The sequence below is a fragment of the Corynebacterium rouxii genome (assembly GCF_902702935.1).
GTDB classification, from domain to species: Bacteria; Actinomycetota; Actinomycetes; order Mycobacteriales; family Mycobacteriaceae; genus Corynebacterium; species Corynebacterium rouxii.
This window is the reverse complement of the sequence record NZ_LR738855.1, coordinates 2,146,188-2,163,094: the sequence shown is the minus strand read 5'-3', so window position 1 is coordinate 2,163,094 and position 16,907 is coordinate 2,146,188. Positions and strand designations below refer to the sequence as shown.

Below are 16,907 nucleotides of genomic sequence, written 5' to 3'. Positions count from 1 at the left end.
CGGACACATCCGTACAATCGCTTCTCAATATGTTGTTTGTTACATGATCCCTCTAAGGAGTGACCCGCATGACTGTTTACGCATATCCGGGAACGCCAGGTTCCGTAGTCAACTACAAGAAGCGCTACGACAACTACATTGGTGGCCAATGGGTTCCACCGGTAGGTGGCGAGTACCTCGATAACATCACCCCAGTCACTGGCGAAGTGTTCTGCCAAGTGGCACGAGGAACCGCTGCCGACGTGGAAAAGGCCCTGGATGCAGCGCATGATGCAGCAAAAGCATGGGGCCACAGCTCGCCGGCCGAGCGCGCACTCATTTTGCACCGTATTGCCGACCGCATGGAAGAACATCTTGAAGAAATCGCCGTTGCAGAAACATGGGACAACGGCAAGGCGGTACGTGAAACTCTCGCCGCCGACATTCCACTGGCCATCGACCACTTCCGCTACTTTGCCGGTGCAATCCGCGCCCAAGAATCACGAACCTCGCAGATCGACCACAACACGGTCGCCTACCACTTCCATGAGCCCATCGGTGTAGTTGGTCAGATCATTCCGTGGAACTTCCCACTACTCATGGCCGCATGGAAGATTGCCCCAGCTCTTGCTGCGGGTAACACGATTGTGCTCAAGCCTGCAGAGCAAACCCCAGCGTCGATTCTGTTCTGGATCGACATTGTTGGCGATCTGCTTCCTGACGGTGTGCTCAACATTGTCAACGGCCTTGGCGAGGAAGCGGGTGTGGCGCTATCCTCCTCCAATCGCATTGGCAAGATTGCCTTTACTGGCTCCACACAGGTAGGCAAGATTATCAACCGTGCTGCCGCCGACAAGATCATACCCGTCACTTTGGAGCTGGGTGGCAAGTCGCCGTCGATCTTCTTCGCGGACATCATGGACTACGATGACCCCTTCCGTGAGAAGTGCATTGAGGGCCTCGCCATGTTCGCGCTCAATCAGGGCGAAGTATGTACCTGCCCGTCGCGTGCGTTGGTGCATGAGTCCATCGCGGACGAGTTCCTTGAGCTGGGTGTCCAACGTGTGAAGAACATCAAGCTCGGCAACCCGCTGGATACGGAAACCATGATGGGTGCCCAGGCTTCCATGGAGCAGATGGACAAGATCAGTGGCTACCTTGAGATTGGTCCGAAGGAGGGTGCTGAGGTTCTCACCGGTGGCCACGTGAACAAGATTGATGGTTTGGAAAATGGCTACTACATCGAGCCCACGGTGTTTAAGGGCACGAATGATATGACCATTTTCCGCGAGGAGATCTTTGGTCCGGTGCTTTCGGTTGCTACCTTCAAGGATTTTGATGAGGCAATCCGCATTGCTAATGACACCAACTATGGCCTGGGTGCTGGTGTGTGGACTCGTCATCAGAACACTGCGTATCGTGCTGGACGCGCCATCCAAGCGGGCCGTGTGTGGGTGAATCAATACCACAATTACCCAGCGCACGCAGCATTCGGGGGCTATAAAGAGTCCGGAATTGGGCGTGAGAATCACCTCATGATGTTGGATCACTATCAGCAGACAAAGAACCTTCTTGTCTCGTATGATGAGAATCCAACAGGCTTATTTTAAAGGTAAGCCATAGCTAAGTGGAGCCCGTCGTTGGGCGGGCTTCGCAGCTTGAAAAACTTATAACTTCATACGGTTCAACCCCCGCATTTCGCGGGGTTTCGTCATTTCTGCCACCTATTGAAAATAGGTCCTATTAGAAAGGATTGTGACCGATGTCTGCTACTGAATTCCCCTCTGCCTTCACCGCCGCTGTTGTCGACGAGTTTGGCTCCGAGCTCAACATCCACGACGTTGACCTTCCAGAGCCAGGGCCTCACCAAGCGCTGGTCAAGGTGCTCACCTCTGGCATCTGCCACACCGACCTCCACGCCGCCGAAGGCGACTGGCCAGTCAAGCCAAAGCCACCATTCGTTCCAGGACATGAGGGCGTGGGCGAAGTGGTCAAACTTGGCCCAGGTGAGCACAGCGTTGCGCTGGGTGACATGGTCGGTAACGTCTGGCTCTGGTCGGCCTGTGGTGAGTGCGAGTACTGCCGCACCGGCTGGGAGACCATGTGTGAGAAAGCCGAGTACGGCGGATACACCGTCGACGGTTCCTTCGGCCAGTACATGCTGGTAGACACCCGTTACTGTGCCCGAATCCCAGACGGCTGTGACCTGCTGGAAGTCGCACCAATTCTGTGTGCTGGCGTGACCGTGTACAAGGGTCTCAAGGTTACCGAAACCCGCCCAGGGCAGTTCGTGGTCATCTCCGGCGTGGGTGGTCTGGGCCATATCGCTGTCCAATATGCCGTGGCCATGGGCATGCGCGTTATTGCGGTCGATATTGCCGAGGACAAGCTGGAGCTGGCTAAGAAGCATGGCGCTGAGTTTGTGGTCAATGCCCGCGAAGAAGATCCAGTTGAAGCAATCGTGAAGTATACCAAGGGTGGCGCACATGGCGTGTTGGTCACCGCCGTGCACCCACAGGCCTTCGGCCAAGCGATTGGCATGGCTCGTAAGAACGGCACCATTGTGTTCAATGGCCTTCCTCCAGGAGAGTTCCCAGCACCGATCTTCGACATTGTGTTCAAAGGCCTGACCATCCGCGGCTCCCTCGTGGGAACGCGCCAAGACCTCGAAGAGGCCTTGGACTTCTACGCTCGTGGCATGATCAAGCCAACTGTTACCGAATGCAAGCTTGACGACGTCAACTCGGTCTTTGCTGATATGAAGCAAGGCAAGATTGATGGCCGCATGGCTATCCGCTACTAGTGTCGCGATGAGCCTCCTGCGCTAGCCGCTGCAGGAGGCGGCGATCGGTGAAGTACGACTCGTGGCCGCCCACCACACCCCAGCGTTCAAATCCAGATTTTTCTGCAGATTCCGCACTGGGGTCGATGCCGTGGGCGGCCACGGTGTTTGTTCCGGTCAGGCCGATAACGTCGTGGCTTCCTAATACAGAAATAAGTCGGGGGTTGGGGCTGTGTAACTGAGGGTTGGGTGGGACCCCTGGGCTTCCGGCCACTATGAAAGTATCGGCATCGAGGCCGTGCTCTGCGGCATGACCTGCGACGACGGAACCATAGCTGTGCCCGAAGACCATGAGCCGTGCTTTCGGATTAAGTGTGCGCAATTCTTTTTGAAATTTCTGTAGCTGTGATGCGCCTTGTTTAGCAGGTGTTTGTGCTGCAGCTGCCGCGACATTGGCAGGGGCGTTGTAGCCTAACCAGGCCACGGTGGCCCCACCTGTTGCTTGCTGCATGTGTTGAGCGCGTTCGACGTAGTTCAGCCATTGCGTTGGATTGGCGGAGCCTACTCCTGCGACCACGGTAGTGATGGAGTCGGCCGTGCGGATATCACCGAGGGCAACAACAACCCCATGCTCGTGGGTGGAAAGAATCTGTGCGTCGGGGAACTCTTGGGCGAGGCGTTGTTCAAAATCTTCTGCGAGTTGCTGGTGCTGCGGATAGTCAGGTTCGCACAGAGCTGCAATGGAATCGATTGCAAAGGCACAGTGCTGGTCAAGTTGGTTGCCCATGACTCGAATGGCAGCAATCATTGCAGAGATCATGGCGGAGTTATCTATGCTGCGTTGAGAAAGTAACAAGAGATAATCGTAGGCGGCCTCGAGGTCTTTTTGGGGGCCGTAGGTCAGTTCAAGAATGCGGGAGACATCCTCAAGGGCTCGAAAAAGTTGGGACCACGACTGCCCTTGGGCAGAAAGCAGCTGGTGGGAGGCGTCGAAAGCGTGTCCTTTAAGTTCCTCGAAGCTGCGGTTCCATAAGTAGCGGGCGGCGTCGTAAGCCGTGTGTCCTTCGGCCGCGTTGTGGGCTAAGGTCGTGCGTGCTAGGGCTAGGCTGCGAGAGTCTAATGCGAGCATGACAACCCCCACGCGGTGGTGGCGTCGATGTCGGCGCAGGTGTGTGCAAGTTGCGTGGTTTGTGCGATGAGCTCGGCAATATCGGCGGTATTGCGGGCGTGGTGCGTGGTCAGGCTATGAAGGAATCGCTCTAGGGCGGCCCCGCTGGCGTTGCAACCGATACTTGTGCGCGCGATAGGTGTGTTCGGTGCGCGGAGGTGGGAAAGTGCTGAAAGTGTGATGTCCATGCATCCCATACTGCGGTGGATTAGCTGCACGATTCAAGGCATTAGGTAGGTGCGCGTGCGAAATCCCAGCGCGGCTGTGGATAACTTTGTGTCGTGCGCATATTCTAGGGTGGCATGTGGATAGCTCTCGCCCAGATTTCTAGTAGTGCCGATACAATGGCTAATTTGGCTGCAGTCGAACACCATGCCAGTGTGGCGGCCCAGCGTGGCGCGGACATGGTGGTGTTTCCGGAGGCCACCATGCAAGGGTTTGGTACCGGGCGGCTTGATCGCGTCGCCGAGCCTATCGACGGCCCCTTCGCCAAGCGTGTATGCGAGCTCGCCTGCGAACTCAACATCGTGATCGTGGTCGGTATGTTTAGTCCAGCAGACACCCATGATGGCAAGCAGCGCATTAATAATGTGGCATTGATCGCCAGCCCTGATTCCGTAGAGGAATACCGCAAGATTCACACCTATGATGCCTTTGGTTTCCAAGAGTCCGACACGGTACGCCCAGGACATCAGTTGGTGACGTTCCCTGTTGGTGATGTGACCTGCGGAATCGCCGTCTGCTATGACGTGCGTTTCCCCCAGCAGTTTATTGACCTTGCCCGCCTTGGCGCCGAGGTTATCGTGTTGCCCGCCTCGTGGGCCGACGGCGAGGGCAAACTGGATCAGTGGCGCACCCTTACTGCGGCGCGCGCATTAGACTCCACCAGCTATATCGTCGCCTGTGACCAAGCGGTAGCCGATGATGAACGCGCGCCGGGCGCGCCCACCGGTGTGGGACATTCTGCGGTGATTACGCCTGATGGTAGGCGTATCGCCGAGGCCGGCACGGGGGAAGAGCTGTTCATGGTGAACATCAACCGTGACCTCGTTAGGCGTACCCGTGAGGCTATCCCTGTGCTAGCAGATGTAGGTTATAGCCAAAACGGTGAGTGATCGAAGCTCTGTGTGTGGATGATGTGGCGGGGTGTTCCGCGGCGAATGAGTGCTTCGCGGGAGGTAACCACGTCGTGAGCGGGGCCTGCGATAAGGATTCGGCGATCCTCCCAGGTGCCGTAGCTGGCTACGACTTCTCCGGCTTGGCCCACCTGTGTGATGTGGAGGCCGCGGGGTGGGTGGGCGTGTTGGGTGGGGGCTACCCACCAAGCGTCTTCTTCATGGGCAACGACTGGGGTGACCGATAGCCAAGGGGCGGTCGACGCTAGGCTCCACAGGCCTGCGAGCTCGTAGAGTTCGCCGGGGTAGTCGGCTGCGAGGAAGAGATGGACTCGTGGAGGTTCTGCAAGTCGGAGGAAGTCCACGATGATGGGGCGTACTGCTGCAAGGCCTACTCCGTGGGCGATGAGCACCATGTCTTGGGCTTCGGTGTAGTCAAAACCGCCTTGACCGGGGCTGATCCACCACGTATCGCCTACGTGTGCGCCGGCGAGCAGCGTTGAGATGGTGCCTTGGTGGCGGATATGGAATTCGATTTGGCCGTACTCGTTGGGTGGGATGGTGGGAAACAGCTCACGACGTGCCCCGCGCAGGTAGTCGGCGGTGACGGTGACGTATTGGGTGGCGGTGTAGTCGATAGCTGTTTCTGCTTGGAGGCGTACCACGGAGATGGCGCTGCTGCGCTTTTCTACTTGCACGACCTGTGCCGGCACTGCTGCGTTGGGCAGAGGTGCGTTAGTCAAGGTGTTTGCTATCGACGTGATAGCGCGTTCGGCACCAAGGACCTCAGCAAAGGGAAGGTCTGCGCAAATATGGCGCAGGGCGCTGCGGGAGGCGTCGGCAAGCGTGAGGTAGCAGTCGCGTGATACCCCGAGGCTTTCGGCGGCGGCTGCATGCTGAAGCCACGAGGTGGCGATCAATTCCGGAACATGTCCGTCTAGATCGGTGTTGTCGACGAGCTGCACGATGGCGTCCGCGAGAGGGGAGTCCGGCTTCTGGTTGGCTGCCTGAGTGAACTCCGCGCGGTGTGCGCGAAGTTCGGCGGCAACGGCCTGGATTGATTGAGCGGTCACGGTTACCAATCGTAGCCGGTGACAGGCCCTTCTGTGTTGGGCTGCCATCCGAGGGCTGGGGCGACATGGTGGGCGAAGTTGCGCAATATGTCTACGTTGATCTCCACGCCTGCTTGGTTGGGAATGGTCAGGAGCAAGGTATCGGCCATAGCGATGGCGGGATCGGCCTTGAGTTGCTCGATGAGTTTGTCGGGTTCGTCGGCGTAGGTGCGTCCGAAGGTGACGTCGCGGCCTTCGCCGAGGGAGCCGATTTGATCTTTGGATTCGCCGAATCCGAACATCTGCCGTTCGCGCTCGTTGGTGATGGGGAAGATGGAGCGGGAGACGGATACGCGTGGAGTCCAGTCGTGACCTGCGGCTTTCCATGCGTCGCGATAGTGCTGGATTTGTTCTGCTTGGACCTCGCCGAGGGAGGCACCAGTGGCTTCGGAGACGAGGGTGGAGCTCATGAGGTTCACGCCGTCGCGGGCTGCTTGTTCTGCGGAGGCGTTGGTGCCGGATCCCCACCACACGCGGCGGTCGAGGCCGGGGGAGTGGGGGAAGACGGGCAAGGGGGTGCCTCCGTGGTAGATGTGGGGGTATTGCTCGTGATCGGCGGCGGCACGGGCTACGGCTTCGCCGCGGATGGCGCTGAGGTAGCGCAGGAATGTGGTGCGGGCGAGGCGTGCGGCGCGGGGGTCGTCGTCATCGGCTGGGCCGTAGCCGAAGGCTTCCCATCCGCGTTCGGCGGGTTCTGGTGATCCGCGGGAGACTCCGATGGCAACGCGTTGATCGGAGAGGAGGTCGAGGGCTGCGGTTTCTTCTGCGAGGTAGAGGGGGTTTTCGTAACGCATGTCGATGACCCCGGTGCCCACTTCGATTCGTGAGGTAGAGCCTGCAATGGCGCTCATGAGGGGGAGTGGGGCAGCGCCTTGGGGGGCGAAGTGGTGGACGCGGTAGTATGCGCCGTTGACGCCAAGTTCGTCTGCTTGTTGTGCGATGCTGATGGAGTCTTTGAGTACTTGTGCGGCGCTGGGGCCTTGTTGGTTGCCGATGGCGTGGTGACCGAAGCTGAGGAATCCGAATGCTTTCATTCCTACATTGTATATGACGTGTCAACTATTGCTGGTGGTGGCGTATTTCTCATTACGAAAACCAAAGCGAGCCTCTTGGCACTCCTCGCCGCCATCGTCGTGATCGTCCGCGACTCCATCGGATTGCAACACGACCACATGCACACGAGGGCGATAGCGAAGAACCGGGTCATAGCGTGGACCATCATGCTGACTTTGATGGTCACGAACACGACTAAAAGGGGTGATCAGGCCCCACTTATGCGTAATTGTGGGCTCGTGCTTTAGTCTAAAGAAGTAAAAGTGTGCCCTAGGAAACGGGGACACATGCATTGTGACACTAAGTATAGAGAAAGAAGGATGGCATGAATGCATACACGCCTTTTGATGCGGTGATGGACATAGGATTTATCTCCGCGCTCATGATCGTCGGCGTGGTGCTTCGTCGATTCGTCCCGTGGTTTCGATCCCTCCTTATCCCAGCCCCCATTACAGCAGGGTTGCTTGGCCTAGCCCTTGGCCCAGAATCACTCGGCTGGTTGCCTTTCTCCGACAAGCTGGGAACCTACTCCACCATCCTCATCGCCATCGTGTTCGCCTCGATGCCATTCTCGATGACCTTTAGCGCCCAAAACATCAAAGGCGCTCGCACCATGTGGGCATTTTCCACATCTATGTTTATGGGACAATGGGGCATATTTATCCTGCTAGGACTCTTCCTCTTCACACCAGTGTGGGGAACCGAAGAATGGTTTGGCATGATGCTACCCGTCGGCTTCGTCGGTGGCTTTGGTACCGCCGCCGCAGTCGGTGGCGCACTCGACACCGTAGGCGCGTCCGCAGCGGCATCCCTTGGTTTTACCTCCGCAACAGTGGGCACCCTGGCGGCTATCGTCGGCGGTATCCTGTTTGCCAACTGGGGTATCCGTAACAAAAAGACCGCATCCCTGCCGGACAAACTCCCATGGGAACTGCTTGCCGGCTACATTGAGGAACACCGCCGCCCATCTATTGGTAAGGCAACCACCAACCCCTCCGCGATCGAACCACTAGCCCTGCACTTCGGCGCGATTATCGTCACTGTCATGTTGGCCTACCTCGGCCAACGGCAGATCACCTCGATGTTCCCCAACGTATCGATCCCGCTATTCGCGCTGTCTTTCGTCGTTGGTATCTTTATGGTTCTAGGCCTCAAGCTCATCGGTAAGCCTAACTACCTCGATAAAGACACCATGAGCACCATCTCCGGTGGTTCCACCGACTTCCTGATTGCCTTCGGTATCGCCTCTATCGTTCCTGCGGCCGTGGCCAGCTACTGGGTTCCACTGCTGGTCATGTTCGTCCTTGGTATCATCTACTGCTTCGGCTTCTTCTGCCTCGCCTCCAAATTCTTCGAGGAAGGCTGGCTGGAACGTGGCCTCTTCGGTTGGGGCTGGGCAACTGCGGCTGTGGCAACCGGTATCGCTTTGCTCAAGATCGTTGACCCCAAGCTGAAGTCCGGAACCCTCAACGAATACGGTGTGGCCTACGTGGGCTTCGCACCCTTCGAAATCGGCATGACCATTTTGGCTCCGATCGCCGTGGTATCCGGCTTCACCTTAGGACTGGGCGTGGCGTCGACAGCAATCTTCGCCGTGATTCTGGTCGTTGCCACCGTGCACGGTATGCGCGCGAACTCCGCGATCAAGCACCAAATGGAGTAACCAGGACGGCATTACTGCCTCTTCTGGTTTTAGAGTGCATTGATTTTGTGTCGGATGTTGGCGGCGTGGATCAGGCACCGCAAGATGTAGTGGCCAAGGTTGCGGAATCCTAGGGTGATACTGCGTAGGAATTCTAGGCGGGCCGTTGATAGCTTCGACGGGCCCGTTGGATACTTTGTGGTCGAAGTAGGCGAGGATGTCCTTGGGGCGCTTGTTCATGCTGCAGCGGGTGCTGCGGGTGCTGCTGGTCCTGCTGCGGTTGCGGCCCAAGGTTTGACCCGTACATACCCGAAGGTCTTGCCACCGAAGGGCGCTCCGGTTCCACCGAGCCGCTAAACGGGGGTATTTCGAAGGATTTTGCACAGAACTTCACACCAAATCGCTTCCAAACCGGCCGTTTGAGCAGATTTGGTGTGAAGTGCCGTCTTTTCGGGGGTGGGCGGGGGTGGCGCGCCCACCAACGCCAGCCAAGCCATGGTTGTGAAAACGTCCCACTCCGCGTAGTGCCACGCCCGACCCCCGGCGAACTAATCAATGCACTCTAAAACCGGAAGAGCCGCTTTACTGCCTATCCACGCACATCGGTCCGGTGAGCTGGACGCAATCATTGAAGAATTGCCCAGCCCACCGGACCAATTTTGTATCTCACAAGCTGCGGGAGCTGTGGGCACTGCGGGAAACTTAGCCTACGAACTTATTCACCTTGTTAAAGATCTCCGGCGTAGCACGCTCAACCCGCGCGACCGCCTTGCGAATCACCAGGTAGTAGATCGCGCCGGGGATGAGAATGCACAGTGTGCAGCCGGCCACGATCGGCAGCGCGGCACTGCTGCTGAACCCATAGATGAGCAGTGCAGCACCTGGCAGGATGGGGATCCACACAAGCAGCATGGATCCGAATCCGGTGAGGAAGGCAGCAGCGCTGTATCCGGAGCGGTCAGCGAAGGCATTAACACCTGGTGCGGCGGTGGGGAAGGGGTTGAATACGGTAAAGGCTAATCCGATGGCGGCGGATCCCATGAGTGCGCCTAGGGAGCTCACACAGACGGCCACGGCAATGCCTTTGTCAGGGAAGAGTGCAAGCAGGAGGATCCAAGAGATGGGAACCATGCTGCTTTGGATTGTCAGCGAGGCTGTGTGACGGGCTAGTACCCAGTTTTTAGGGGGAACGCCTGCGACGATGATGCTCCAGTTGCTGGGGCCGTCGTAGCCGAAGTCGTTGGAGGCGGCCATACCAGCCAGGAGTGCTGTCATCGCGACGAGAAAGACCAAGGACCAAGGGGAATCGACGATCGCCTTGTAGGTGAGAAAGACCATCAAGATGGGGGCCATAATCAGTTGGCTGATCATTCGGCTGTCGCGGCGGATGTAGCGCAGTGCTCGGGAGTAAATGTATCCAGTCGGGGTGGATGGCGCCCACGGGACGAGCACGCGTGATGAGCGGGCGCGGGTAGTGGTGGAGCCTTTTTCGATAGGTTCGTTGAGGATAGTGGTGATGTTGCGGTGCCATAGCCATACTGTGCCTATGAGGTAGATGAGGGTCAGTGCGGCGGTGGCGAGTGCGGTGGTAAGTGAGCCTTCGAGGATTCCGATGACGATGCCCGCGGGTGCTGCTAGCGGGGTCCACATCAGTACGTGTCCGGCTTGGTTGATTTGTTCGTTTTGGAAGTTGAGGCCTTGGAGGGCGTTGAAGGCGATGATGATCATGAAGATCACCAGGCCGCTGATGATGTTGATGCGTTCTTTCTTTGTGCGCCCAGAGGTGCCGAGTGTGGAGCGGATTATTTCGCCGATGATGATGGTCAGTGCGGTGTTGATCACCACGGCGAGAGCCCATGCGATTGCCGCGCCTGCGGGGAGGATCCATGCGCCGAGGGCTGCGGTGGTCAGAGCGAAGAAGATGGTAAGCATGCCTATCGACGTCAACAACGGGGCAAGGAGCAGGGCAGGCAGGATATTGCGGGCTGTTAGGGGGAAGAAGGCCAGCTCGCGGGGGTTGACGTGGTTTTCGCCAGTGGGAAGCACTGACACCGAGACGATGTAGCCCAATGCTCCAACGGCAAGGATGATTGCTGCGACGGCGAAGTACTGTTTGTGGTAGCCGTCGTAGCCGCTAAAGAGCATGCTGGCAAGGCCGATGAATCCGTAGAGGCAGATGAAGATGATCATCATGATCGACGCGGGATTCGAGGAGATCATTCGGTTGCGTTGCCGAAATTGGAACCGCAGGATGGTTTTTGTGGGGCTCATGTTATTTGCCGCCTAACCAGCCGAAGCTGTCGTCGTCAAGCTGGGTGGTGCCGACGAGTTCTACGAATTTGTCTACCAAGGTTCCTGCGCCGCGAACCTCATCGACGGTGCCGGAGGCGATCACGGTGCCTTGGTTGATGATTGCCACGTGGTCGCACAAGCCCTCGACGAGTTCCATCACATGGGAGGACAACAATACGGTGCCTCCGGAGCGGGCATAGTTGCGCAAAATCTTTTGGATCAGTTGCCCGGAGGCTGGATCGACTGCCTCGAGGGGCTCGTCCAAGATCAAGACGCGTGGCGCGTGTAAGAGGGCTCCTGCCAGCAAGATCTTCTTGGTCATGCCGGCGGAAAAGTCCACAATCTGTTTGTCTTTGGCCTCAGCTAACCCGAGGGTTCTCAGTAGTTCCTCGCTGCGCTGCGCAACTACATCGGGGGTCATGGAACGCAAGCCACCGAGGAACTCGAGATACTCCGTTGCGGTGAGGCGATCGAAGACGGGCATGCCGTCGATAAGCAACCCAAAGTGCGCCTTTGCTGCAACCGGCTCCTCCCACACATTGAGTCCGTTGATCCACGCCGAGCCACTCTGTGGCCGCAGCAGTCCCGTGGCTGCCGAAATCATGGTGGTTTTTCCGGCGCCGTTGGGGCCTACGAGGCCGAAAATGCTGCCGTGCGGAACATCCAAATTGAGATGATCGACGGCTGCTTTGGGGCCGAACAAAACGGAAAGATCGCGCACCGCAAAGGCCTGATCTGTGGGATCTGAGTCGAAAGAAGAAGGCATCATGATAACCAGATAATCAAAGTGGTGATGACTTGTCGAGGATAATTCCTAATTTGACAGCCCTGGGGGTTGGTCGCGTAGGTTGGGCAACCCAACTGGAGAAGAAACGAGCAAAGGAGCATTTTTCCCGTTATGCGTTTTTCCGCAAAGAAGACAGCACTGATCGTCGCCGCTACTGGAGGACTCGCCGCAGCCATTGCGCCGGCGGCTGGAGCAGCCAGCGTGAGCCAGTGGGATCAGGTTGCCGCCTGCGAATCCGGTGGCAACTGGCAGATCAACACTGGTAATGGCTATTACGGTGGCTTGCAGTTTAGCGCGGAGACATGGGCAGGGGCTGGTGGAACCGCCTACGCGCCAACGGCGGATCAGGCCACTAAGGAGCAGCAGATCGAGATTGCCGAGAATGTGCTGGCAATGCAGGGACCAGGTGCATGGCCTAACTGTGGCGGACCGCTTGGTTAGAGGTTTGAGCGGCCACCCCCGTTTGAGGATTTTTCGGTGTGCGGAAACTTTTTTGAAGTTGAGTGGAACAAACTCAACTTTGTGTTCGTTGTGCCTAGTGACTGATAAAAGTCCACGGAAGGAAATGATGAACGATGGCTGGTTTTAACCCCACAACGAAAACTCAAGAGGCATTGCAAGAGGCGCTGCAGAAGGCGTCGGCCGCAGGTAATCCGGATATTCGTCCGGAGCACCTCCTTGCTGCGATTTTAGGTCAAGAAGATGGCATTGCTATTCCGGTATTGCGTGCTACGGGCGTGGACCCAGATGTAGTTCGCCGTGAGGCAGAAGCGTTGGTGTCCAAGCTGCCGAAGGCTGAAGGCTCCAACTTGGCAAACCCGAACTTTAACCGTGATGCGTTGAGCGTTTTAAACAATGCCCAGGAGTTGGCGGGTGAGTTAGGCGACGAGTACGTTTCTACCGAGGTGCTGCTGGCTGCGGTGGCCCGCGGGACTAACGATGCTGCCGAGTTGCTGACCAAGCGCGGTGCTACTTACGACGTCATCAAGGGTGTTTTCCCTTCGGTACGCGGTAATAAGAAGGTGACTACGGAGTCCCCAGAGGATCAGTTCCAAGCATTAGAGAAGTACTCCACTGACCTGACTGCGCGGGCGCGGGAAGGCAAGATTGATCCGGTTATTGGCCGTGACCAAGAGATTAGACGTGTGGTTCAGGTGCTTTCTCGCCGTACTAAGAACAATCCTGTTCTTATTGGTGAGCCTGGTGTGGGTAAGACTGCCATCGTCGAAGGTCTTGCGCGCCGCATTGTGGCAGGGGATGTGCCGGAGTCACTGAAGGGCAAGACTCTGATTAGTTTGGATCTTGGTTCCATGGTGGCTGGTGCTAAGTACCGTGGTGAGTTTGAGGAGCGTTTGAAGGCGGTTCTCGATGAGATCAAGTCTGCTGAGGGCGAGATCATCACCTTTATCGACGAGCTGCACACCATTGTGGGCGCTGGTGCTACCGGCGATTCCGCTATGGATGCGGGCAATATGATTAAGCCGCTGTTGGCTCGTGGTGAGCTGCGTTTGGTGGGTGCTACCACCTTGGATGAGTACCGCAAATACATTGAGAAGGATGCTGCGCTGGAGCGTCGTTTTCAGCAGGTCTTTGTCGGTGAGCCTTCGGTAGAAGATGCCGTGGGTATTTTGCGTGGCTTGAAGGAGCGCTACGAGGTGCACCATGGTGTGCGGATCCAGGATTCGGCGTTGGTGGCTGCTGCTACGCTGTCGGATCGCTATATCACCAGCAGGTTCTTGCCGGATAAGGCTATTGACTTGGTGGATGAGGCTGCATCGCGGTTACGCATGGAGATCGATTCTTCGCCGCAGGAGATCGATGAGCTGGAGCGTATTGTGCGTCGTCTTGAGATCGAGGAGGTAGCGCTGTCGAAGGAGACGGACGCTGCGTCGAAGGATCGCTTGGTCAAGTTGCGTCAGGAGCTTGCCGACGAGCGCGAGAAGCTCGGTGAGCTTGTGGCACGGTGGAACAACGAGAAGGGTGCGATTAATAAGGTTCGCGAGGCCAAGGAAGAGCTGGAGCGGCTGCGCTCGGAGTCGGAAATCGCGGAACGCGACGGCGACTACGGCAAGGTAGCTGAGCTGCGCTATGGCCGTATCCCTGAGCTGGAAAAGCAGGTCGCTGAGGCTGAGGAGCACACCGTGGAAACTACCATGCTGAGCGAGGAGGTTACTCCAGACACTATTGCTGAGGTGGTGTCGGCGTGGACTGGTATTCCTGCCGGCAAGATGTTGCAGGGTGAGACGGAGAAGCTGCTCAACATGGAGGCTGAGCTAGGCAAACGTGTGGTTGGCCAGTCGGAGGCTGTGGTTGCGGTGTCTGATGCGGTGCGTCGTGCCCGTGCCGGTGTGGCGGATCCGAACCGTCCGACAGGTTCCTTCCTCTTCCTAGGCCCTACGGGCGTGGGTAAGACGGAGCTAGCCAAGGCCCTTGCGGAGTTCATGTTTGACGATGATCGTGCGATGGTTCGCATTGATATGTCGGAGTATGGCGAGAAGCATGCGGTCGCGCGTTTGGTCGGTGCCCCTCCAGGATATGTGGGTTACGACCAAGGCGGTCAGCTCACAGAGGCTGTTCGACGTCGCCCGTACACCGTCGTTCTTTTCGACGAGGTGGAAAAGGCACACCCAGATGTGTTTGACATCCTGCTGCAGGTCCTCGACGAGGGCCGGTTAACGGACGGCCAAGGCCGCACAGTGGACTTCCGCAATACAGTACTGATCCTGACGTCTAACCTAGGTGCCGGTGGCACAAAAGACGAGATGATGGATGCTGTAAAGCGGGCGTTTAAGCCAGAGTTTGTGAACCGCCTTGATGATGTGGTGATCTTTGATCCGCTGAGCCAAGAGCAGCTCACACACATTGTGGAGATTCAGATTGCGCAGCTGGCACAGCGTCTTGCCGCTCGTCGTTTGACGTTGTCAGTGTCGGATTCTGCGAAGTTGTGGCTTGCGGAGCGCGGTTATGAGCCGGCTTACGGTGCTCGTCCGTTGCGTCGTTTGATCCAGCAGGCTATTGGCGATCAGTTGGCTAAGAAGCTGTTGTCTGGTGAGGTTCGCGATGGTAGCGAGGTTCATGTGGGCGTTGCCGATGGCGGCGAAAACTTGGATATTAGTGCCAGCTAGGTAGGGCAAAGTAGTAGGTAAAGGCAGGCCTTGGGTGTGGATGTTATCCATGCTCAGGGCCTATTGTTATGTGGGGGTCGGGGGGGGGGCTTGGAGGTGGGGCGCCATATGTCTCTTGTGAATGTGACTTAGCTCCTATATGTTTGTGGGCTATGATACAGAATATAGTGGCGCATGACACAGGTAGTGTGATGGTTGCTGTAGATCACGTAGAGAAATACTTTGGTGATTATCACGCCCTCAGCGATATCAACCTGCGCGTCCCGCGGGGCCAAGTTGTGGTGGTGCTAGGCCCATCTGGCTCGGGAAAATCCACCCTTTGCCGGACGTTGAACCGTCTTGAAACTATTGATTCCGGAACCATCATGATCGATGGAACCGTCTTGCCTGATGAAGGTGCGGCGCTTGCTCGATTGCGGTCGGATGTGGGGATGGTGTTTCAACAATTTAACCTCTTTCCGCATATGACCATTCTTGACAACGTCATGCTGGGGCCCATCAAGGTTCGCAAGATGAAGAAGGCCGAGGCGGAAAAGGTGGCAATGAGTCTGCTGGAGCGAGTCGGCATTGCTAACCAAGCGGACAAGTATCCGGCACAGTTGTCAGGTGGTCAGCAGCAGCGCGTTGCTATCGCACGGGCATTGGCCATGAAGCCCAAGGTCATGCTTTTCGACGAACCCACATCGGCACTGGATCCGGAAATGGTCAATGAGGTTCTCGACGTAATGGCTGATCTTGCGCGTGAGGGAATGACCATGATCTGTGTGACGCACGAGATGGGCTTTGCTCGTCGAGTAGCCAACCGTGTGTTGTTTATGGATGCCGGTCGCATTGTGGAAGACAGCGATCCAGACAGCTTTTTTAGTAACCCCACTTCTGAGCGTGCCAAAGATTTCCTCGGCAAGATTCTTGCTCATTAACTCCCATTTCCCCCTCTTTTTAAGGACACCATCATGAACACCACTTTTCTTCGTTGTGCATCCGTTGTCACTCTGGTTGCTGCTTCGGCTGCGTCCCTCGTCGCATGTGGCGACGGAACCTCTACGAATGCTTCTGGCGATGGTCTGTTATCGGCTATCGAGTCCGGCTCGGTGACTGTTGGCACCAAGTTTGATCAGCCAGGTCTTGGTTTGCGGGGTGGCGACGGTGCGATGTCTGGTTTGGATGTCGATGTGGCTACCTATGTGGTCAAGGAAATTGCTAAGGAAAAGCAGTGGAAAGAGCCTTCGATTCAGTGGCGTGAGACTCCCTCTGCGCAGCGTGAAACATTGATCGGCAATGGGGAGGTTGGCATGATTGCCGCTACTTATTCCATTAACAAGGCTCGCTCGGAAAAAGTGAACTTTGGTGGTCCGTACTTGGTCACACATCAGGCGTTGCTGGTCAAGAAGGATCAGCATGCGATCAATAAGCTGGAGGATCTTGACGGCAAGATTTTGTGCTCAGTATCCGGATCAACTCCAGCCCAGAAAGTTAAGGAAGCACTTCCTGGTGTGCAATTGCAAGAGTTTGATACCTATTCCTCCTGTGTAGAAGCACTTGATCAGGGGACTATCGACGCTATGACAACCGACGCCACCATTTTGAATGGTTACGCGGCGCAATACAAGGGCTCGTTCAAACTGGTGGAGATGTCCAAGGATGGCAAGCCGTTTACAGATGAGTATTACGGAATCGGCGTAGCAAAAGGTGATACTGAGGCTACCGAGGCTATTAATAAAGCATTAAAAAAGATGCAGGACTCCGGTGAGTTCGACAAAGCCGTGGAGAAGAATCTGGGCTCCAAGGATGGAATTGAGCATGGGCACCCAGGCGACCTGACCTTTATTAAATAGCAAGAGAATGTAGGCGT

Annotated in this window: 15 protein-coding genes and 2 pseudogenes; 10 read left to right on the top strand and 7 right to left on the bottom strand. The window is 56.8% G+C overall.

The window, feature by feature from the left end:
- The first annotated feature begins 68 nt into the window (after positions 1-68).
- Together exaC and adhP are read left to right on the top strand one after the other, a co-directional pair.
- Positions 69-1,589 carry an acetaldehyde dehydrogenase ExaC gene (gene exaC / locus CIP100161_RS10625; protein ID WP_155874254.1) on the top strand — a complete coding sequence of 507 codons (1,521 nt, stop codon included), beginning with the start codon at positions 69-71 and terminating at the stop codon, positions 1,587-1,589.
- Positions 1,590-1,741: 152 nt separating this feature from the next.
- The gene (gene adhP / locus CIP100161_RS10620) at positions 1,742-2,782 is read left to right on the top strand and encodes an alcohol dehydrogenase AdhP (RefSeq protein ID WP_155874252.1); all 1,041 of its coding nucleotides are present in this window, start codon (positions 1,742-1,744) and stop codon (positions 2,780-2,782) included.
- On the opposite strand, the gene CIP100161_RS10615 is transcribed toward adhP, so the two are convergent.
- Complete coding sequence (locus CIP100161_RS10615; protein ID WP_155874250.1) at positions 2,769-3,890, bottom strand: alpha/beta hydrolase; 1,122 nt, start codon at positions 3,888-3,890, stop codon at positions 2,769-2,771. The genes adhP and CIP100161_RS10615 overlap by 14 nt on opposite strands.
- Positions 3,878-4,117, bottom strand: a complete 240-nt coding sequence (locus CIP100161_RS10610; protein ID WP_155874249.1) for a hypothetical protein — start codon at positions 4,115-4,117, stop codon at positions 3,878-3,880. Before CIP100161_RS10610 ends, CIP100161_RS10615 begins: the two co-directional genes overlap by 13 nt.
- A 114-nt stretch (positions 4,118-4,231) precedes the next feature.
- Between CIP100161_RS10610 and CIP100161_RS10605 the strand changes: the two genes are divergently transcribed.
- Positions 4,232-5,044: a carbon-nitrogen hydrolase family protein gene (locus CIP100161_RS10605; RefSeq protein ID WP_155874247.1), complete on the top strand. Its 813-nt coding sequence runs from the start codon at positions 4,232-4,234 to the stop codon at positions 5,042-5,044.
- On the opposite strand, the gene CIP100161_RS10600 is transcribed toward CIP100161_RS10605, so the two are convergent.
- Both CIP100161_RS10600 and CIP100161_RS10595 read right to left on the bottom strand, forming a co-directional pair.
- Positions 5,023-6,117 (bottom strand): FAD-binding oxidoreductase, encoded by a 1,095-nt coding sequence (locus CIP100161_RS10600; protein WP_155874246.1) that lies wholly within the window; start codon positions 6,115-6,117, stop codon positions 5,023-5,025. The genes CIP100161_RS10605 and CIP100161_RS10600 overlap by 22 nt on opposite strands.
- Before the next feature lie 2 nt (positions 6,118-6,119).
- A complete protein-coding gene (locus CIP100161_RS10595) occupies positions 6,120-7,190 on the bottom strand; it encodes an LLM class flavin-dependent oxidoreductase (RefSeq protein ID WP_155874244.1) in 1,071 nt (356 codons plus the stop codon).
- A 69-nt stretch (positions 7,191-7,259) separates the two neighbouring features.
- On the opposite strand from CIP100161_RS10595, the pseudogene CIP100161_RS10590 reads away from it, so the two are divergent.
- Together CIP100161_RS10590 and CIP100161_RS10585 are read left to right on the top strand one after the other, a co-directional pair.
- Positions 7,260-7,408: pseudogene (locus tag CIP100161_RS10590) on the top strand (EamA/RhaT family transporter); the annotation flags it as partial.
- Positions 7,409-7,534: 126 nt separating this feature from the next.
- Complete coding sequence (locus CIP100161_RS10585) at positions 7,535-8,872, top strand: sodium/glutamate symporter (protein WP_155874242.1); 1,338 nt, start codon at positions 7,535-7,537, stop codon at positions 8,870-8,872.
- Positions 8,873-8,901: 29 nt separating this feature from the next.
- Here CIP100161_RS10585 and CIP100161_RS10580 read toward each other — a convergent pair.
- Positions 8,902-9,085, bottom strand: a pseudogene (locus tag CIP100161_RS10580) (transposase); the annotation flags it as partial.
- Between CIP100161_RS10580 and CIP100161_RS12240 the strand changes: the two are divergent.
- Positions 9,050-9,208 (top strand): hypothetical protein, encoded by a 159-nt coding sequence (locus CIP100161_RS12240; RefSeq protein WP_232053209.1) that lies wholly within the window; start codon positions 9,050-9,052, stop codon positions 9,206-9,208. The pseudogene CIP100161_RS10580 and the gene CIP100161_RS12240 sit on opposite strands and share 36 nt — an antisense overlap.
- Before the next feature lie 345 nt (positions 9,209-9,553).
- On the opposite strand, the gene CIP100161_RS10570 is transcribed toward CIP100161_RS12240, so the two are convergent.
- Positions 9,554-11,122 (bottom strand): transporter, encoded by a 1,569-nt coding sequence (locus CIP100161_RS10570; protein WP_155874240.1) that lies wholly within the window; start codon positions 11,120-11,122, stop codon positions 9,554-9,556.
- A 1-nt stretch (position 11,123) separates the two neighbouring features.
- Entirely contained in the window at positions 11,124-11,912 is a 789-nt protein-coding gene (locus CIP100161_RS10565; RefSeq protein ID WP_155874238.1) for an ABC transporter ATP-binding protein, read from the bottom strand.
- 129 nt (positions 11,913-12,041) lie between these two features.
- On the opposite strand from CIP100161_RS10565, the gene CIP100161_RS10560 reads away from it, so the two are divergent.
- From CIP100161_RS10560 to CIP100161_RS10545, 4 genes are all read left to right on the top strand, one after another.
- On the top strand, positions 12,042-12,371 hold the full coding sequence (locus tag CIP100161_RS10560) for a transglycosylase family protein (protein WP_155874236.1): 330 nt from the start codon (positions 12,042-12,044) through the stop codon (positions 12,369-12,371).
- Between the two features lie 134 nt (positions 12,372-12,505).
- On the top strand, positions 12,506-15,055 hold the full coding sequence (clpB, locus tag CIP100161_RS10555) for an ATP-dependent chaperone ClpB (RefSeq protein WP_155874234.1): 2,550 nt from the start codon (positions 12,506-12,508) through the stop codon (positions 15,053-15,055).
- A gap of 152 nt (positions 15,056-15,207) precedes the next feature.
- The gene (gene gluA / locus CIP100161_RS10550) at positions 15,208-15,975 is read left to right on the top strand and encodes a glutamate ABC transporter ATP-binding protein GluA (RefSeq protein WP_408609466.1); all 768 of its coding nucleotides are present in this window, start codon (positions 15,208-15,210) and stop codon (positions 15,973-15,975) included.
- Between the two features lie 33 nt (positions 15,976-16,008).
- Positions 16,009-16,890 carry a glutamate ABC transporter substrate-binding protein gene (locus CIP100161_RS10545; RefSeq protein ID WP_155874232.1) on the top strand — a complete coding sequence of 294 codons (882 nt, stop codon included), beginning with the start codon at positions 16,009-16,011 and terminating at the stop codon, positions 16,888-16,890.
- Positions 16,891-16,907: the final 17 nt, after the last annotated feature.